This is a genomic window from Citrobacter sp. W9 (assembly GCF_026719375.1).
Classification (GTDB): domain Bacteria; phylum Pseudomonadota; class Gammaproteobacteria; order Enterobacterales; family Enterobacteriaceae; genus Citrobacter; species Citrobacter werkmanii.
On the sequence record NZ_JAPPTE010000011.1, the window covers coordinates 88340 to 104760 of the forward strand.

Annotated in this window: 12 protein-coding genes and 1 pseudogene; 9 read left to right on the plus strand and 4 right to left on the minus strand. The window is 52.9% G+C overall.

The window, feature by feature from the left end; genetic code table 11:
• Positions 1-22 precede the first annotated feature (22 nt).
• Positions 23-1060, plus strand: coding sequence for an NADP-dependent oxidoreductase (locus OOJ59_RS16345; RefSeq protein WP_137351476.1), 1038 nt, complete (start codon positions 23-25; stop codon positions 1058-1060).
• Positions 1061-1091: 31 nt separating this feature from the next.
• Here OOJ59_RS16345 and pqqU read toward each other — a convergent pair whose 3' ends face one another.
• On the minus strand, positions 1092-3212 hold the full coding sequence (gene pqqU, locus OOJ59_RS16350) for a TonB-dependent receptor PqqU (RefSeq protein ID WP_160956184.1): 2121 nt from the start codon (positions 3210-3212) through the stop codon (positions 1092-1094).
• A 261-nt stretch (positions 3213-3473) separates the two neighbouring features.
• Between pqqU and yncE the strand changes: the two genes are divergently transcribed.
• Together yncE and OOJ59_RS16360 are read left to right on the plus strand one after the other, a co-directional pair.
• Positions 3474-4535, plus strand: a complete 1062-nt coding sequence (gene yncE / locus OOJ59_RS16355; protein WP_038640696.1) for a 7-bladed beta-propeller protein YncE — start codon at positions 3474-3476, stop codon at positions 4533-4535.
• Between the two features lie 136 nt (positions 4536-4671).
• On the plus strand, positions 4672-4893 hold the full coding sequence (locus tag OOJ59_RS16360; RefSeq protein WP_038640695.1) for a YgdI/YgdR family lipoprotein: 222 nt from the start codon (positions 4672-4674) through the stop codon (positions 4891-4893).
• Positions 4894-4935: 42 nt separating this feature from the next.
• On the opposite strand, the gene ansP is transcribed toward OOJ59_RS16360, so the two are convergent.
• Both ansP and OOJ59_RS16370 read right to left on the minus strand, forming a co-directional pair.
• Positions 4936-6378 (minus strand): L-asparagine permease, encoded by a 1443-nt coding sequence (gene ansP / locus OOJ59_RS16365; protein ID WP_038640693.1) that lies wholly within the window; start codon positions 6376-6378, stop codon positions 4936-4938.
• Positions 6379-6659: 281 nt separating this feature from the next.
• A complete protein-coding gene (locus tag OOJ59_RS16370; protein ID WP_160956185.1) occupies positions 6660-8201 on the minus strand; it encodes a methyl-accepting chemotaxis protein in 1542 nt (513 codons plus the stop codon).
• A 508-nt stretch (positions 8202-8709) separates the two neighbouring features.
• Between OOJ59_RS16370 and OOJ59_RS16375 the strand changes: the two genes are divergently transcribed.
• The 6 genes and pseudogenes from OOJ59_RS16375 to OOJ59_RS16400 all read left to right on the plus strand — a co-directional run bounded on the left by OOJ59_RS16375 (position 8710) and on the right by OOJ59_RS16400 (position 15326).
• Positions 8710-9708 carry an MsnO8 family LLM class oxidoreductase gene (locus OOJ59_RS16375; protein ID WP_150345045.1) on the plus strand — a complete coding sequence of 333 codons (999 nt, stop codon included), beginning with the start codon at positions 8710-8712 and terminating at the stop codon, positions 9706-9708.
• Positions 9708-10829, plus strand: coding sequence for an amidohydrolase (locus OOJ59_RS16380; protein WP_160956125.1), 1122 nt, complete (start codon positions 9708-9710; stop codon positions 10827-10829). The genes OOJ59_RS16375 and OOJ59_RS16380 overlap by 1 nt, the downstream gene beginning before the upstream one ends.
• Positions 10830-10854: 25 nt before the next feature.
• Positions 10855-13113, plus strand: a pseudogene (locus tag OOJ59_RS16385) (NtaA/DmoA family FMN-dependent monooxygenase).
• Positions 13114-13123: 10 nt separating this feature from the next.
• On the plus strand, positions 13124-13633 hold the full coding sequence (locus OOJ59_RS16390) for a GNAT family N-acetyltransferase (protein WP_006684497.1): 510 nt from the start codon (positions 13124-13126) through the stop codon (positions 13631-13633).
• A 9-nt stretch (positions 13634-13642) separates the two neighbouring features.
• Positions 13643-14569, plus strand: a complete 927-nt coding sequence (locus OOJ59_RS16395; RefSeq protein ID WP_160956126.1) for an amino acid ABC transporter permease — start codon at positions 13643-13645, stop codon at positions 14567-14569.
• On the plus strand, positions 14553-15326 hold the full coding sequence (locus OOJ59_RS16400; protein WP_160956127.1) for an amino acid ABC transporter ATP-binding protein: 774 nt from the start codon (positions 14553-14555) through the stop codon (positions 15324-15326). The genes OOJ59_RS16395 and OOJ59_RS16400 overlap by 17 nt, the downstream gene beginning before the upstream one ends.
• Before the next feature lie 35 nt (positions 15327-15361).
• Here the strand turns inward: OOJ59_RS16400 and OOJ59_RS16405 are convergent, their stop codons facing one another.
• Positions 15362-16351 carry a zinc-dependent alcohol dehydrogenase family protein gene (locus OOJ59_RS16405; protein ID WP_069324919.1) on the minus strand — a complete coding sequence of 330 codons (990 nt, stop codon included), beginning with the start codon at positions 16349-16351 and terminating at the stop codon, positions 15362-15364.
• Positions 16352-16421 lie beyond the last annotated feature (70 nt).

Here is a 16421-nt window from a genome sequence, read left to right on the forward strand (position 1 = left end):
GCCAAAAGCAGAGGAGCACATCATGGGTCAACAGACTAATCGTAACCGCCGTTGGGTACTGGCTTCCCGCCCACATGGCGCGCCAATCCCGGATAACTTCCGTCTTGAAGAAGATGAAGTCGCAACGCCGGGAGAAGGTCAGGTTTTGCTGCGCACCGTTTTCCTTTCTCTCGATCCTTACATGCGTGGGCGCATGAGCGATGAACCGTCTTACTCGCCTCCCGTTGAGATTGGCGGTGTGATGGTCGGCGGCACTGTGAGCCGCGTCGTGTCCTCCAACCATCCTGATTACCAGCCTGGCGAATGGGTGCTGAGCTACAGTGGCTGGCAGGACTATGACATTTCGGACGGCAACGGGCTGGTGAAGCTTGGCGATAATCCTGAACATCCCTCCTGGGCGCTGGGTGTTTTGGGGATGCCGGGATTTACCGCCTATATGGGTTTGCTGGACATCGGCCAGCCGAAAGCAGGGGAAACGCTGGTTGTTGCCGCTGCAACTGGCCCGGTGGGCGCAACGGTTGGACAGATTGGTAAGCTCAAAGGGTGTCGGGTGATCGGTGTAGCGGGCGGGGCAGAGAAATGCCGGCATGCTACCGAAGTGCTGGGCTTTGATGTTTGTCTCGATCACCATGCGCACGATTTTGCACAACAACTGGCAAAAGCGTGTCCGCAGGGGATTGATATTTACTACGAGAACGTTGGCGGTAAGGTATTTGACGCTGTGCTGCCGTTACTCAATACCTCGGCGCGCATTCCGCTTTGCGGACTGGTCAGCGGTTACAATGCGACATCGCTTCCGACCGGCCCTGACCGATTACCGTTGCTGATGGCAACCTTACTGAAAAAGCGTATCCGGATGCAGGGTTTTATCATTGGTCAGGATTATGGTCACCGCATTCACGAGTTTCAGCGGGAGATGGGGCGCTGGATTAAAGAGGGTAAAATCCACTACCGTGAGCAGGTCACTGACGGTCTGGAGAATGCGCCGCAGACCTTTATCGGTTTGCTGACCGGTAAAAACTTCGGCAAGGTGGTTATTCGCGTAGCAGACGATGCGTAAAGAGTGCTGGCGGGAGCGATTCCCGCCAGTATCATTCAAAACGCCAGGCCAGATTAATACCCACGCCATAGTTTCGTCCTGGCGCCGGTTCGTAGTATCGGCCATTTGATTCATTCACAATCACCGAACCGACGTAGGTCTTATCAAACAGGTTATCCACCCGGCCAAACAGGTCGATCATAAGGTTGCTGTAATAAAATTTATAGCCGGTATTCAGGCCGACTACGCTATATGACGGGGCTTTCGCCGTATTTTCATCATTAGCCATAATGTCCCCCATATAACGCACATCTGCTCCCGCATACCAGCCTTCATCAGGCACGTAGCCCAGTGACGCGAATCCCATGTTTTGCGCTATGCCGGGCAGTCGGTTGCCGTTGCAGTTTTGATCGCCGCAGACATTGCTGCGATAGGTTGCATCCAGCCAGGTCCATGCCGCTTTTACGCGCCAGTTTGTGGCAAAGCGTTGGTCCCAGGATAGCTCGCCTCCCTGACGGCGGGTTTTCCCGGCGTTTTTATAGGTCGTACGACCGCCATTGTTACTATCAACGACGATTTCGTCATCCGTGTTGGTCTGGAACAGGGCCGCGGTAAACAGCCCATCGCCGATGCGCGTTTTGCTGCCGATTTCAATGGTGTCATTTGTGGACGGCTGTAAACCAAAATTCATCCCGCTTTGGCCATCGGAACGGTAGGAGAGTTCGTTAATTGTCGGCGTTTCAAATCCTCTCCCCGCAGCCAGATAGACGTTCCAGGCGTCCGTCATCGCATATTTCAACGATCCGGCAGGGAGCCATTGGTGATAGCTGGCGTCCCCGCTGTCATCGCCGTTACCCGGCGTAATGTAGCGATCGTTGGAATCAAACCACACGGAACTGTAACGAACGCCAGCATCCAGCGAAAGCTTCTCCGTCAATTGCCACTGGGTTTGCAGATAGGGATCGACGTTCCACATCAGGTTACGTTCATTGCGTCGCACGTCGCCTTTCTGACCATACTCAGGCACACCATTATCAAGCCGATAGTTGTTATAGCCTTTACGGTTTTCACTCATGTTTTCATAGTTTATGCCGGTGGTGAAGGTCACCGGGATCCCCAATTCGCCACGGTGAGTCCAACGGTTATCTATCCCCTGATAATGACGTTGTAGAGTGATAACGCCTCCGGCATGGGAGGGTCTTAACTGTGGGGCCATTGGGATCGACTGATACTGGGTGGTTTCGCGCTCCCCCGCATAGGTCATGATGCTGAGATCATCCTGCGCGCTAAGCTGGCGTTCATAGCGCAATCCCGCCTGGGTCTGCTTGATGGTTTTTCGCGTATTGAATTGCTCGGCGCGGGGCGATTGCTGCGGATTGGCATCCCACTCTGACTTCGTCAGGCCTCCGGGATCGTCGGCCTTAATATCCACGCTGTTGAAAATCAGCGTCAGTTTACTCGCGTCATCAATGCGTACGCCCAGTTTGGCATTAGCCAGATTTTTTTGCGCGCTGCTGTAATCGCGATACCCATGGGTAGTAAATCGGGTCGTTGAAACGGTGTAATCCACATCGCCTGGCTGAGTACCGTCGCCCAGCGCTCCGGTGGCCTTTAAACCGTAGCGCCAGGTGCCAAAACTACCGTAATAGCTGCTGGCTTCAATGGTGGGCGGTTCACGCCCTGTTTCAGTACTGACATTAATCACACCGCCGGAAGCATTGCCATACAGCGCAGAGAAGGGACCCCGCAGGACTTCAATATTTTGTACGCTGCTGATATCGATATTGGATGTTTGGCCTTGCCCATCCGGCATGGTGGCTGGGATTCCGTCTACATACATACGAATGCCACGGATACCATATGTGGTGCGTGAACCAAAACCACGAATCGACAACTGGAGGTCCTGCGCGTAGTTCTGCCGATTTTGCACCTGTAGCCCAGGGACGCTGGTCAGCGATTCGGACAGGTTAATGCGCGGTGTTGCCAGACGCATATCTTCACCGGCAACAACGCTGACGGCGGCAGGGGTATCCAGCTCTGAAACGGATTGTGGCGTCGCGCTAACGATCAGCGTTTGCTCGTTTATCTCACTGTCTGCCGCGGCAAAAGTCGAGAGAAAGACAGGCAGTAATGAAACAGGAAAGACAGTATAGCGGGCTGAAAAAATCGTCATGAATAAGGCCAGTTTATGATGCTGACGCCGGAAAACGGACGGTAAGCATGTGAATTTTTTTATAAAAAAGATGAATTTTAGCGCTACTGAATTGCGGTAATTTTTCGGGCAATGAAAACGAGTGTAGTCAATATGTGAAGAAGTGCTCCACTTTGCGATAAATAATGATTACTATTCTCATTCTTAAAAAGGCAAAACCATGATTTTGCTCATTGAAGCTATGTGAAGCAGTAACAAACGAATTTATCAAAGGGAGTCGTCATGTCTTTACGTCATCTGTTTTCGCCGCGCCTGCGTGGTTCTTTACTGTTAGGTTCACTGCTCGTGGCATCATCTTTTACGACACAGGCTGCGGAAGAATTGCTGCGCAAAGCTGTGGGCAAAGGTGCCTATGAAATGGCGTACAGCCAGCAAGAGAACGCGCTGTGGCTGGCGACCTCACAGAGCCGCAAACTGGATACAGGGGGCGTGGTTTACCGTCTTGACCCGGTGACGCTCGAAGTGACTCAGGTTATCCATAACGATCTCAAACCGTTTGGCGCCACCATCAATAACACCACGCAAACGCTGTGGTTTGGTAATACGGTAAACAGCGCGGTGACGGCGATGGATGCCAAAACAGGCGCGGTGAAAGGGCGCCTGGTGCTGGATGCGCGTAAGCGTTCTGAAGATGTGCGCCCGCTGCAGCCGCGTGAGCTGGTCGCCGATGATGCGACCAACACGGTCTACATTAGCGGTATTGGTAAAGAGAGCGTAATTTGGGTCGTGGACGGTGAGACGATCAAACTTCAGGACACAATCCAAAATACTGGCAAAATGAGCACCGCTCTGGCTGTCGACAGCAAGGCTAAACGCCTGTACACCGCCAATGCGGACGGCGAATTTATCACTATCGATACCACCAATAACAAAATTCTCAGCCGTAAAAAGCTGTTGGATGATGGAAAAGAGCACTTCTTTATCAACCTGAGTCTGGACACGGCGGGTAACCGCGCATTTGTTACCGACTCTAAGGCTGCGGAAGTGCTGGTTATTGACACCCGCAACGGCAATGTACTGGCGAAAGTCGCCGCGCCGGAATCCCTGGCCGTGCTGTTCAACCCGGCGCGCAACGAGGCCTATGTGACCCATCGTCAGGCCGGTAAAGTAAGCGTGATCGACGCGAAAAGCTACAAAGTTGTCAAAACGTTCGAGACCCCAACATTCCCGAACAGCCTGGCGCTCTCCGCCGACGGTAAAACGCTGTACGTTAGCGTGAAACAGAAATCTACCCGCGAGCAGGAAGCTACTCAGCCGGACGATGTGATTCGTATTGCGCTGTAATTAACCGGAGGGGGAAACCCCTCCTGTCATTTCTCTAAACCTCACGATACGCCTCGTTACACCCCGCCAGTAGCCTGACTAACTTCAGGGACTTACACTACGCCCTCAACGGCTAACTGAATAACACGGGAATACCATGAAAAAGCCATTTATGTGTCTTTGTGCAGGCGTCATGCTGTTTACGCTGGCAGGTTGCACAACCAATTACGTTATGACGACCAAAAGCGGACAAACGATTACCACCCAGGGCAAGCCAAAGCTGGATAAAGACACGGGAATGACCAGCTATACCGATCAGGATGGGAATGCGCGGGAAATTAATAGCAACGATGTTGCGCAGCTCATTGAAGCAGACTAAAAAAGAAGGCCTGAAGGGGTAAGCTATCAGGCCTTTTTATCCTTACGGCGCGGTGCGGTGGATTTCCGCTACGCGTTTACGCACGCCGAACCAGCCTGCAACCAGCAGGATGGCGATTAACGGTAATGATGCGATGGTATAAGTGCCGTTTGGATAATCAAACGCCATCAGCACCAGCACGCTCAGCAGGAACAGCAACGTGAGCCAGGAGGTAAACGGCGCACCCGGCAGTTTAAAACTGACGTCTGCGGTTTTACCTTCTTTAATCGCCCGGCGCAGACGCATCTGACAAACCATGATAAATCCCCACGACGCAATGATGCCCAGCGAGGCGAAATTAAGCACGATCTCAAACACCTGCGACGGCACCAGATAGTTCAGGAATACCCCTACGACATACACGACCAGCGTGGCGAGGATCCCGGCCCATGGCACCTGTTGGCGGCTCATTTTAGCCATGAATTTTGGCGCGGAACCGCCCATCGACATGGAACGTAAAATACGCCCGGTGCAGTACAGGCCGGAGTTCAGACTGGAAAGCGCCGCGGTGAGCACCACAATATTCATGATGCTGCCGATATACGGCACGCCAAGTTTGGAGAAGAAGGTGACAAACGGGCTTTGCCCCGCCTGATAGGCGTTCCAGGGCAGAAGCAGAACCAGCAGGACCACCGAACCCACGTAAAACAGACCGATACGCCAGATAACGCTATTGATCGCTTTCGGCACCATCGTTTGCGGATCTTTGCACTCACCCGCGGCAGTGCCGACCAGTTCGATGGAGGCAAACGCGAAGACGACCCCCTGAACCAGTACCAGCGCTGGCAGCAGGCCATGCGGGAAAAATCCGCCGTTGTCGGTTATCAGGTGAAAACCCGTGGCGTTGCCATCCAGCGGTTTTCCGCTACCTAAGAAAACGGTACCCACAACCAGGAAAATCACAATCGCCAGCACTTTGACCAGCGCAAACCAAAACTCCATCTCTGCGAACCACTTCACGCCGATCATGTTCATGGTGCCGACAATGGCCAGCGCCCCGAGGGCGAACACCCACTGCGGCACGTCGCCAAATGCGCCCCAGTAATGCATATACAGCGCAACTGCGGTGATATCGACAATACCGGTCATCGCCCAGTTGATGAAATACATCCAGCCCGCCACATAGGCGGCTTTCTCACCTAAAAATTCGCGGGCGTAGGAGACAAAGCTACCGCTGGAAGGGCGGTGCAAAACCAGTTCGCCGAGCGCGCGAAGAATAAAGAACGAAAAAATACCGCACACCAGATAGACCAGCGCCAAAGCGGGGCCAGCCATCTGCAAACGTGCGCCTGCCCCTAAAAACAATCCGGTACCAATCGCGCCGCCAATGGCGATCATTTGTACCTGTCGATTGCCCATCGCCTTGTGATACCCCTCTTCGTGAGCATTCAACCAGCGTCGTTTCGCCGCATGTTGTTCCGCGGCTTGCGTGTTGTGTGTGTTCATTACGTTTCCTGTTGACCTGACTGATTTACAAAATCCTTTTTGCCGCACCTGCTGCGGCGAAAACAGCGTTACCCTTCATTGTGTTACGGGGGAAAACTGCCGGCCGAGCATCCTACATTCAATTGTTCACTTGCGCAAAGCCCCGATAACAAGAATTCAGCATTTTTGTGCAGCCGGAACTGGCGCGGTGTGGCCTCGATTCAGCCAATAAAAGAAAGGGGCGTTTTAACCAGGGAGAGGAGTGCGCTTATTAAGACATTCGCCCGATAAGCGCCGTAACGTTATGCTGATACGCCAAAGACCTGAACGGCCTGCTGTAAGCGTGATGATCGCTGGGTCAGATCGGCGGTAGCATCAGTAACACGTTCCACCATTTCGGCGTTATTGTGTGTCATGGCGCCCACGCGTGAAATTGAATCGTTAATCAGATCCAGCGCCTGGGTTTGCTCTCGCGTGGCCAGACTAATCTCTTTGATCATCATCGACATCTGCAGGACATCACCAATCATCCCGGTGAGATGTGTTTCCGTTCGCTCCACCATTTTGACGCCGCTGTTAACGTTGGCGACGTTCTTCTCGATCAACTGTTTGATCTCTTTTGCCGCCGACGCCGAGTGCTGCGCCAGATTGCGAACTTCTGCTGCGACAACGGCGAAGCCGCGCCCGGATTCTCCGGCTCGCGCGGCCTCAACCGCGGCATTGAGCGCCAGGATATTGGTCTGAAAGGCAATGCTATCGATAACGCCAATGATGTCGACTATCTGTCCGTTATCACGCGAGATTGCCTGCATCATGGTAATGGTTTGTTTCATGATATCGCCGCCTGCTGCCGCGTTGGCGCTGGTTTTATCTGCCATGGTCATGGTCTGCGCCGCCGTTTCAGCGGTTTGCTGTACCGCACTGCCAATTTCTTCGATGGCGGCAGCCGTTTGTTGCAGGTCAGCGGAGGTTTCTTCTGAACGCTTGTGCAACGCAGTACCTTCTTTTGATACCCGCTGACTGATGGCGCGAATACCGGATATTTGCGTACTGACGTCATCGACCAGTGAATTCAGATTAAGCCCGGATTGATTAACCAGACGCATCAACATTCCTATTTCATCAACCCTGTTTAAATGACAGTTATCGGCTTTACGACCAGACACCACTTTCTTCATTTGCGTCAGTAGCGTATTAACTGGCTGACAAATTTGATACTTAAGGTAAATAGCCAGTGCCAGAAACAGCATCAACAGCCCACCCGCCTGAATAATAGAATTCACAGGGGATAAGATAAATAACAACGCCAGCAGGGCAGTCACCCCTAAACTATAATTGACGCGCTGGCTAATACTCAGCCATTTAAACATTGAAACCCATGCCATTATGCCGCGACGAATGATAATACCTTTAAACAGACGAAAGCCTTTAAGCTGCTGACTATTTATTTTTTGATATAAGTTTTCACTTTGGGTTATTTCATCGCGCGAAGGAACAGTGCGTACCGAGATGTAACCAGTGAGTTTTTCATTGTGCCAGACCGGCGTCACGTTGGCCCGCACCCAGTAATGATCGCCATTCTGCCGCCGGTTTTTCACCATTCCCGTCCAACTGTCCCCCTGCTGTAGCGTGTACCACATATCGGCGAAAGCGGCAGAGGGCATATCAGGGTGGCGAATAATATTATGCGGCTCGCCCATTAACTGGTGTTCGCTGAATCCGCTGGCGTCAATAAAAGCAGAGTTGGCGTAGGTAATATGACTTTCTTTATCTGTTGTCGAAAGCAGCGTCGCTTTATCGTTAAGTGCGTACTCAATTTGTGTAACAGGCATGTTACTTTTCATAGAGGCCCCAAGTGGTATGTATAAGCCATAAAAAAATCCCCACAATAAAGCCAGGGGATATTAAAAACTGTTTAAACCATTTTAATAAGAAACGCTGTATTCTCTACTAATCATGATTTCGGTGGAAGTAGTTATAATAAAAATCCCGACGTATAAAAGTTGTTAATTGTCATGAAAGTGAAACATCTAATACAAATATATAACGTGGCAAGCTATTTAATCTGACTTAATGTAAATCACGCTAAAAAAATCACCATAAAAAGCTCACTGGCAGAAAGGATAAGGAGGGTATTACGGTAGTAACAACAACCCTATTATATTTTGTAGGTAATACGTGCAGGCTGTTTTTGCGGCGTGTTTCGCCCGTGAGAGATAAGCCGAATCTTATCCCTGACAGCAACAGGGCTGGTTATCTACTTTTTTGCTGAGCAAATGTGAATTAAGTGTTTCATTATGGTTATTTGATAATTTAATAATAAAGACATGTTAACAAATATGGGCCTGTAACATGTCATATCGCCTGAGTATTCTGGATAAAAGCCCCGTTGGGGAAGGAGAAACTGCCGTGATGGCGCTTGCCCGGACCTTGCGTCTGGCGCAACTGGCAGAAGAGTGGGGATACCATCGTTTCTGGATCGCGGAACACCATAATACACCACAGCTGGCCAGCCCGTCGCCGGAGCTGGTGATCGCCTGGATCCTTGGGCAAACCCAGCGTATCCGCGTCGGTTCCGGCGGCGTGATGCTGCAGCATTACAGCCCGTACAAAGTGGCGGAAAACTTTAATCTTTTGGCATCGTTGGCCCCCGGACGTGTCGATCTTGGCGTCGGAAAAGCGCCTGGCGGCTTACCCCTGTCGACTCAGGCGTTACAGCTGGGACTTCATCAGGATGAAAAAGGCAGTTTTGCTGACCAGCTTTCTCAGCTTAACGGTTGGCTGGCGCTGAACGGCACGGAAAGCGGGGAAACGGTTTTCCCGACGCCAATCCCACCGCGACCGCCAGAAGGGTTTGTGCTGGGAGCCAGTGTACAAAGCGCTCAGCTGGCAGCGCAATCCGACTGGAATTTCATCTTCGCGGCACACCTCAACGGTGACAGAGCGTTATTGCGTGACGTTTTGTCCTTCTGGCAGACCCACAGCACACGCCCGACGATAGTCGCCGTCCAGGTGATTGTGGCTGACAGTAACGACACCGCCGCGCAGCTTGCGGAAAACGTGCAGATCTGGGGCGTGGAACTCGAAAATGGCCAACGCGTCACGGTTGCCAGCGAAGAGCAAGCGCTGGCCTTCGCTGCGCAGGCTGGCAGTCCGCCCCGCAAAATCGCGCGTCGTGAACAGGCCTTGTTACACGGTACTGCCCACGACGTGTTGGCAAAACTGAACGTCCTGCATACGCAATTTGGCATTAATGAGTTCATTATCGACACGCCAGTGGCAGAGGGGCACGCGCGTCTGACGTCGCTACGGTTGTTGGCACAAGCCCATAACGCCGTGGAGGTGGTCTGATGACACTGGCGACAACGCTTATCAACTGGCGTCGTGAATTGCATCAACACCCGGAACTTTCCCTGCAGGAAGTGGCGACGACGGCGCGTATTCGCGACTGGTTGCGCAGTGCTGATGTCCAGATTCTGCCATTCAACCTGAAAACCGGTCTGGTCGCGGAAATTGGTCAGGGAGAAGAGATCATCGCCTTGCGGGCGGACATTGATGCCCTGCCGATAGAAGAAAGCGCCGATGTTCCGTTTCGCTCACTCACGCCGGGGGGGATGCACGCCTGCGGGCACGATATTCACACCAGCGTCATGCTTGGCGCCGCGCTGCTGCTTAAGCAGCAGGAAGCAGACTTACCGGGGCGAGTACGTATTTTGTTTCAACCCGCGGAAGAGAGTTTTCGCGGCGCCAAAACACTGATTCGCGCTGGTGCACTGCAAAACGTCGCGGCTATTTTTGGCATGCACAATGAACCGGGTTTGCCGGTAGGGGAGTTCGCCACGCGCGGCGGTGCATTCTATGCCAATGTTGATCGCTTTGTGTTACGTATCAATGGCAAAGGCGCACATGCGGCGCGTCCGCATGAAGGCAAAGACGCCATCCTGCTCGCCAGCCAACTGGTAACAGTTTTGCAAAGCGTTGCCAGTCGCGATGTTAACACCCTGGATTCAGTGGTGCTCAGCGTGACCCGTATTCAGGGAGGAAACACATGGAACGTGCTGCCAGAGTCCGTAGAGCTGGAAGGGACGCTCAGAACGCATCGCATTGAGGTGCAGCAGCAGGTCAAAGCCCGGGTAAATGACATCGCCGCCGGATTTGCCCACGCTTTTGGCGCACAAATTGATGTTATCTGGCATGCGGGACCGACCGCGCTGGTGAACGATGATCGTTGGGCGGATATCGCCACCGCCGTGGCGAAACAATCAGGCTACGCCACCCACTATGCCGACCTGCATATGGGCGGGGAGGATTTTGCCGTCTACCTGCAAAATACGCCTGGAGCGTTCGTCAGTATTGGTAGCGCCAGCGAATACGGATTACATCATCCGGGATTTAATCCGGATGAACGCTTAATAGAACCCGCCGCGCACTACTTTGCTCATTTAGCAAAAACGGCATTCGCACACATTTAATTTTACCTGTTGGGTAGGGGTTATTATGGCTGAAAATCGGCAACTACGGCTCGGCACTATTCTGCATGGCGCATCGGGAAATATGTCTGCATGGCGTCATCCGGCGGCGCAGGCCGATGCCAGTATTAATTTTGACTTTGTTAAAGAAACAGCGCTTATTGCGGAAAAAGGGAAGTTGGATTTTATTTTTGTCGCCGATGGTCTGTATATTAATGAAAAATCAATTCCACATTTTTTAAATCGCTTTGAGCCGCTGACGGTATTATCTGCGTTGGCCAGCATCACCCGTAATCTGGGGCTGGTTGGCACCGTATCCACGTCATACAGCGAGCCCTTTACCACCGCCCGGCAGTTTGCCAGCCTCGACCACCTCAGCCAGGGGCGCGCCGGATGGAACGTGGTGACATCGCCTCTGGAAGGGTCGGCAAAAAACTATTCCCGCGCCCAGCATCCAGAGCATGCTCAGCGTTATCGTATTGCCGATGAATATTTACAGGTAGTGAAAGGACTGTGGGATTCCTGGGAAGATGATGCTTTTACCCGTAATAAGGCAAGCGGAGAATTTTTTAATCCGCAAAAATTGCACACGCTTAACCATCATGGGGATTATTTTCAGGTTGCCGGGCCGTTAAATATCGGGCGAACACCACAAGGCCGTCCAATTATATTTCAGGCTGGGGCTTCTTCCGATGGCAAGAAATTAGCAGCGCAGCATGCTGATGCCATTTTTACTCATCAGGAGTCGCTGGCGGAGGCTAAAGCGTTCTATCAGGATGTTAAAAGCCAATTAGCAACCACCGGGCGCGGTCCCGAACAACTGCATATATTCCAGGGCGTCAGCGTCATTGTTGGCGACAGTGCAGAGGACGTAGAGCAACAGTATCAGACTACCGCTGCGCTGGTTTCCATTACTGACGCACTGAACTACCTTGGCCGCTACTTCGAACATCATGATTTTGCCCAATATCCGCTGGACGCACCGTTCCCGGATCTGGGTTCCCTCGGACAAAATAGCTTTCGCAGCACGACCGATGAGATCAAGCGTAATGCGCGCGAACGGGGGTTAACGCTACGTCAGGTTGCCCTGGAAGCCGCCAGCCCGCGTCCGCGTTTTAGCGGCACGCCGCAGCAGGTAGCCGACGGCCTTCAGCAGTGGTTCGACGAGAAAGCGGCTGACGGTTTTATCATTCAGGGAGGAACGCCGGATACCTTCCCACGTTTTGTCGAACAGGTTATCCCCGTGCTTCAGGCCCGTGGCCTGTTCCGCCATGAATATCCCGGTACGACCCTGCGTGCAAGCCTGGGATTAGCGACACCTGCAAATCAATTCACACAATAAGAGAAAAACGCTATGCAGAAAAAATCAGTCTTCCTCGCGCTGTCGCTGGCTTTCAGCGCGACCGTCTGGGCAAATGACGTGACTATTAACGGCACGGGCGTAAGCCTGGAAGCCAATAAAACGCCGATTAATACGGCAAAAAATCCGCAGGCGATTGCGCAATTACCTGCGAACCTGCACCTGGCCGTACCGGGCAAATTCACCGTGGCGATTGCCGGGCTCAGTCAGCCGCCGCTGACCGTGTTTGCCGATGACAATAAAACACTGATCGGCAGCGAGGCGGACATTGCCCGTCTGGTGGCAGACAGTCTGGGGCTGGAACTCAACGTTGTGCCCACATCATGGGAAGACTGGCCGCTGGGCGTCACCTCCGGCAAATACGATGCCGCGATCAGCAATATTACCGTCACAAAAGCGCGGAAAGAGAAATTCGATTTCGCGACCTATCGTAAGGACTCCCTGGGCTTTTATGTCAAAACCGGCAGCAAGCTGAAGAAAATCGAGCAGGCGGAAGATATCGCCGGTCTGCGCATTATCGTCGGTTCGGGGACGAACCAGGAAGCCATCCTGCTGGCCTGGAACGATGAAAACGTGAAGAAAGGGTTACAGCCGTTTACGCCAGTGTATACCAAAGATGATGCCGCCCAGACTCTGGCCCTGCAGTCAGGTCGCGCTGATGCCTACTTCGGTCCTAACGTTATTGGCGCGTGGAAAGCCGCGCTCAACGGTAAAACACAATTGGTGGGTAGCGTTGATGGCGGTTGGCCAAAAGCGGCACATATCGCCGTGACGCTGAAAAAGGACAGCGGTTTGGTTCTGCCTGTGCAAACCGCCCTCAACGGCGTGATTGGCAACGGCGACTACGACAAGGTACTGAACCGTTGGGGGGAAGGGGTGGAACGCATTCCGCAATCTGAGATCAACCCAGCCGGGTTAGGCGACTAAGGAGGTTATCGTGAGCGATCAATTTCGCGTGGTCTCACCTGAAGCCAGCGAGCTGCAACCCATTTTGAACGGTCTGTTTGGTGAATATGCCGCCCGCTATGGCGATTATTTTTCTCGCGACGCAGAGGTGGAACTGACCGAATGGTATCTGGCGCCGCAGGGGCTGTTCGTAGTACTGGAACGTAACGGTGAGATCATCGCCACAGGGGCCTACAAACCTTACGACAAAGATACCGCCGAGATTAAGCGTATCTGGACGAAAAGTAGCCTGCGACAGCAGGGGCTGGCGGCGCGCGTGGTGCAGGAGCTGGAGCGTAGGGCGCTACTCGCGGGCTACAGCCGGATTTATCTGACCACCGGATTTCGCCAGCCGGAGGCCGTCCGGCTGTATTTAAGTCAGGGCTACGATCCGCAGTTTGATACGGCGCGCGATCCCGAAGAGTACAGCCAGCCGCCGTTTGATGGACGACTGCGCTTTACCAAACTGTTAACCATCGCCGGTCAGGCCAGAATAGCCTGAGGAGATAAAATGAAAACGACTGATAGCATTAAAGTCGTACCGGCGCGCTATCCCATGCGTACCGTCGGAGCGATCATTGCTTTGTTTGTTCTGGCGGTGATTATCCAGTCCGTGGCGTTTAACCCGCGCTGGGAATGGGCCGTGTTTACCCGCTGGTTCTTCGATCCGGTTATCTTGTCCGGTCTCGGGCAAACATTGTTGCTGACGCTTATCGGTACGCTGTTGAGTATTCTCATCGGCGGTCTGCTGGCGCTGGCGCGACTTTCATCTTCCTGGCTGCTGAACGGTCTGGCATGGGGATACATCTGGCTGTTTCGCTCGTTACCACTGATTGTAGTGCTAATCGTTCTGTACAACTTCTCCTATCTGTACGACACGTTGACGATTGGTATTCCGTTTACTCCCATTCAGTGGGGCAGTTTTGAGACCATCAATGTACTCGGCCAGTTTTCCACTGCGGTAGTCGGCCTGACGCTGGTGCAAAGCGCCTATACCGCTGAAATTATTCGTGGTGGATTTTTGGGGGTTGATCACGGTCAGTACGAGGCTGCTGCGGCGCTGGGCTTACCGGCATGGCGACGTACGCTGCGAATTATCCTGCCGCAGGCGCTGCGCACTATTTTGCCTGCCGGGTTCAATGAAATCATCAGTCTGGCGAAAGGGACGGCGATGGTATACGTGCTGGCCATGCCTGAGTTGTTCTACACCATCCAGATGATCTACAACCGCACGCAGGAGGTGATCCCGCTGCTGATGGTCGGCGCGGTGTGGTATCTGGTGATCACCAGCGTCCTGTCGTTAATTCAGCACCTGGTCGAACGCGCGCTGGCACGTAGCGAACGACGTTCAGCGATCAATACCGCCCGGGTGAGTCGTGCAGAAAAACGCAGTCGTCAACGTCCACAGCAGGAGACCGCCCATGTCCCACTCGCCTGAAGGCCATATTTCTATTACCGGCGTCAGCAAATACTTCGGTCGCCACAAAGCGCTGGATAATGTGTCGCTGGAGATCCCGCCCGGTACGGTAACCGTTATTCTTGGCCCATCCGGCTCCGGGAAATCCACTCTGTTGCGGACTATCAACCATCTGGAGCGCGTCGATGAAGGGTTTATTCAAATTGATGGCGATTACATTGGCTATCGTCGGCAGGGAGATAAGCTGTATGAGCTGAAAGAGGCGGAAATTTTGCGTCAGCGCGTTAACGTCGGCTATGTGTTCCAGAACTTTAATCTGTTCCCGCACTTAACGGTGTTGGAGAATTTGATTGAAGCGCCCATTGCGCACGGTCTGGCAACACGTAAAGCCGCCACCGAGCGGGCATTAACCCTGCTTGATGCGGTAGGGCTGCGTAATAAAGCCGATGCCTGGTCGCGTCACTTATCCGGCGGACAGCAACAACGTATCGCCATTGCCCGTGCACTGACATTAAATCCGCGCGTCATGCTGTTTGATGAACCCACATCAGCGCTTGATCCCGAACTGGTGGGCGAAGTGCTGGATGTTATCAAAGCGCTGGCGCAGTCGGGAACCACGCTGGTTGTAGTAACGCACGAGATTGGCTTCGCCCGAGAAGTGGCGGATCAGGTGGTGTTTATGGTCGATGGCAAAATTGTCGAGCAGGGCAGCAGCGAGCAGGTGCTGAATCATCCACGCCACACGCGCACCCAGCAGTTTTTGTCGAAAGTGCTTTGAGACACATTGCGGCACAAGGGTGTGCCGCACAGGGGTTATACAGTGACGACGATTTTGCCTACCTGACCGTTGGCTTCCATGTATTGATGTGCCTCGACGATATCATCAAAGGCGAAGGTTTTATCAATCAGCGGCTTGAGCTGCCCGGACTGCAATCCTTCAAAGATAAACCGTTTCGCTCGCGAAAGTTTTTCTGCGTCCGAGGTGATTTCAAAAATTTCATAACCACGGAAAGTCAAATGGCGACCGAGGATCTCAATGACCGGTATAGAAAGGTCGCGTGCATCAAGCGAGCCATATTGGAAAAAGATCCCACCGGCCGGCATCACCTGGGCAATTTTTGCCACTCCCGGGCCACCGACCGGATCGAAGACCACACGGGTTCCTTTGCCATCAGTAATGCGTGAGATCTCAGTGACAAGATCTTGCTCATGACTGGCGATAACATCTGCTGCCCCAAGCTGCAAAAGCTGGCTTCGCTTCTCGCTGGTTCGCGTCATCGCAATAGGCTTTGCGCCGAGCATATTAGCAATCTGAATTGCCGCCAGTCCGACGCTACTGGAAGCAGCATTGATCAGCACATTATCTCCAGGTTTAATATCCGCATATTCAACCAGTGCACCGAATGCGGTCACATACATCATCCAACTGGCGGCGGCTTCGGCAAAGCTGAGGTTTTGCGGATGTTTTACGACCGCGTGCGCCGGGGCATTAACGACTTCTCCATACATACCATATTGATGAAAGCTGAAAGCCGGAATGACGCTAACGTAATCCCCTGGTGCAAACTCACCTACGTTGTCTCCTACAGATTCAACGACTCCGGCAGCTTCATAACCCAACCGTGCCGGGAAATTAGGTTGGTAAATATACTGACCTGTGCGGTACATAATCTCCGCACGGTTGATACCAATTGCCCGTACGCGGATCTGAACCTCATTTGCATCAGGCGCGGGAACCTGCATGTCCTGAATCTTCAAGACGTCAGCGTCACCAATTTGATTAAAAACTACGACCTTAGACATAGCAGACCTCAGTAAATTGTTCTGTATTGGGTCCGCACAATTTAACGATTCAGATGAGAGTGAAAAACCG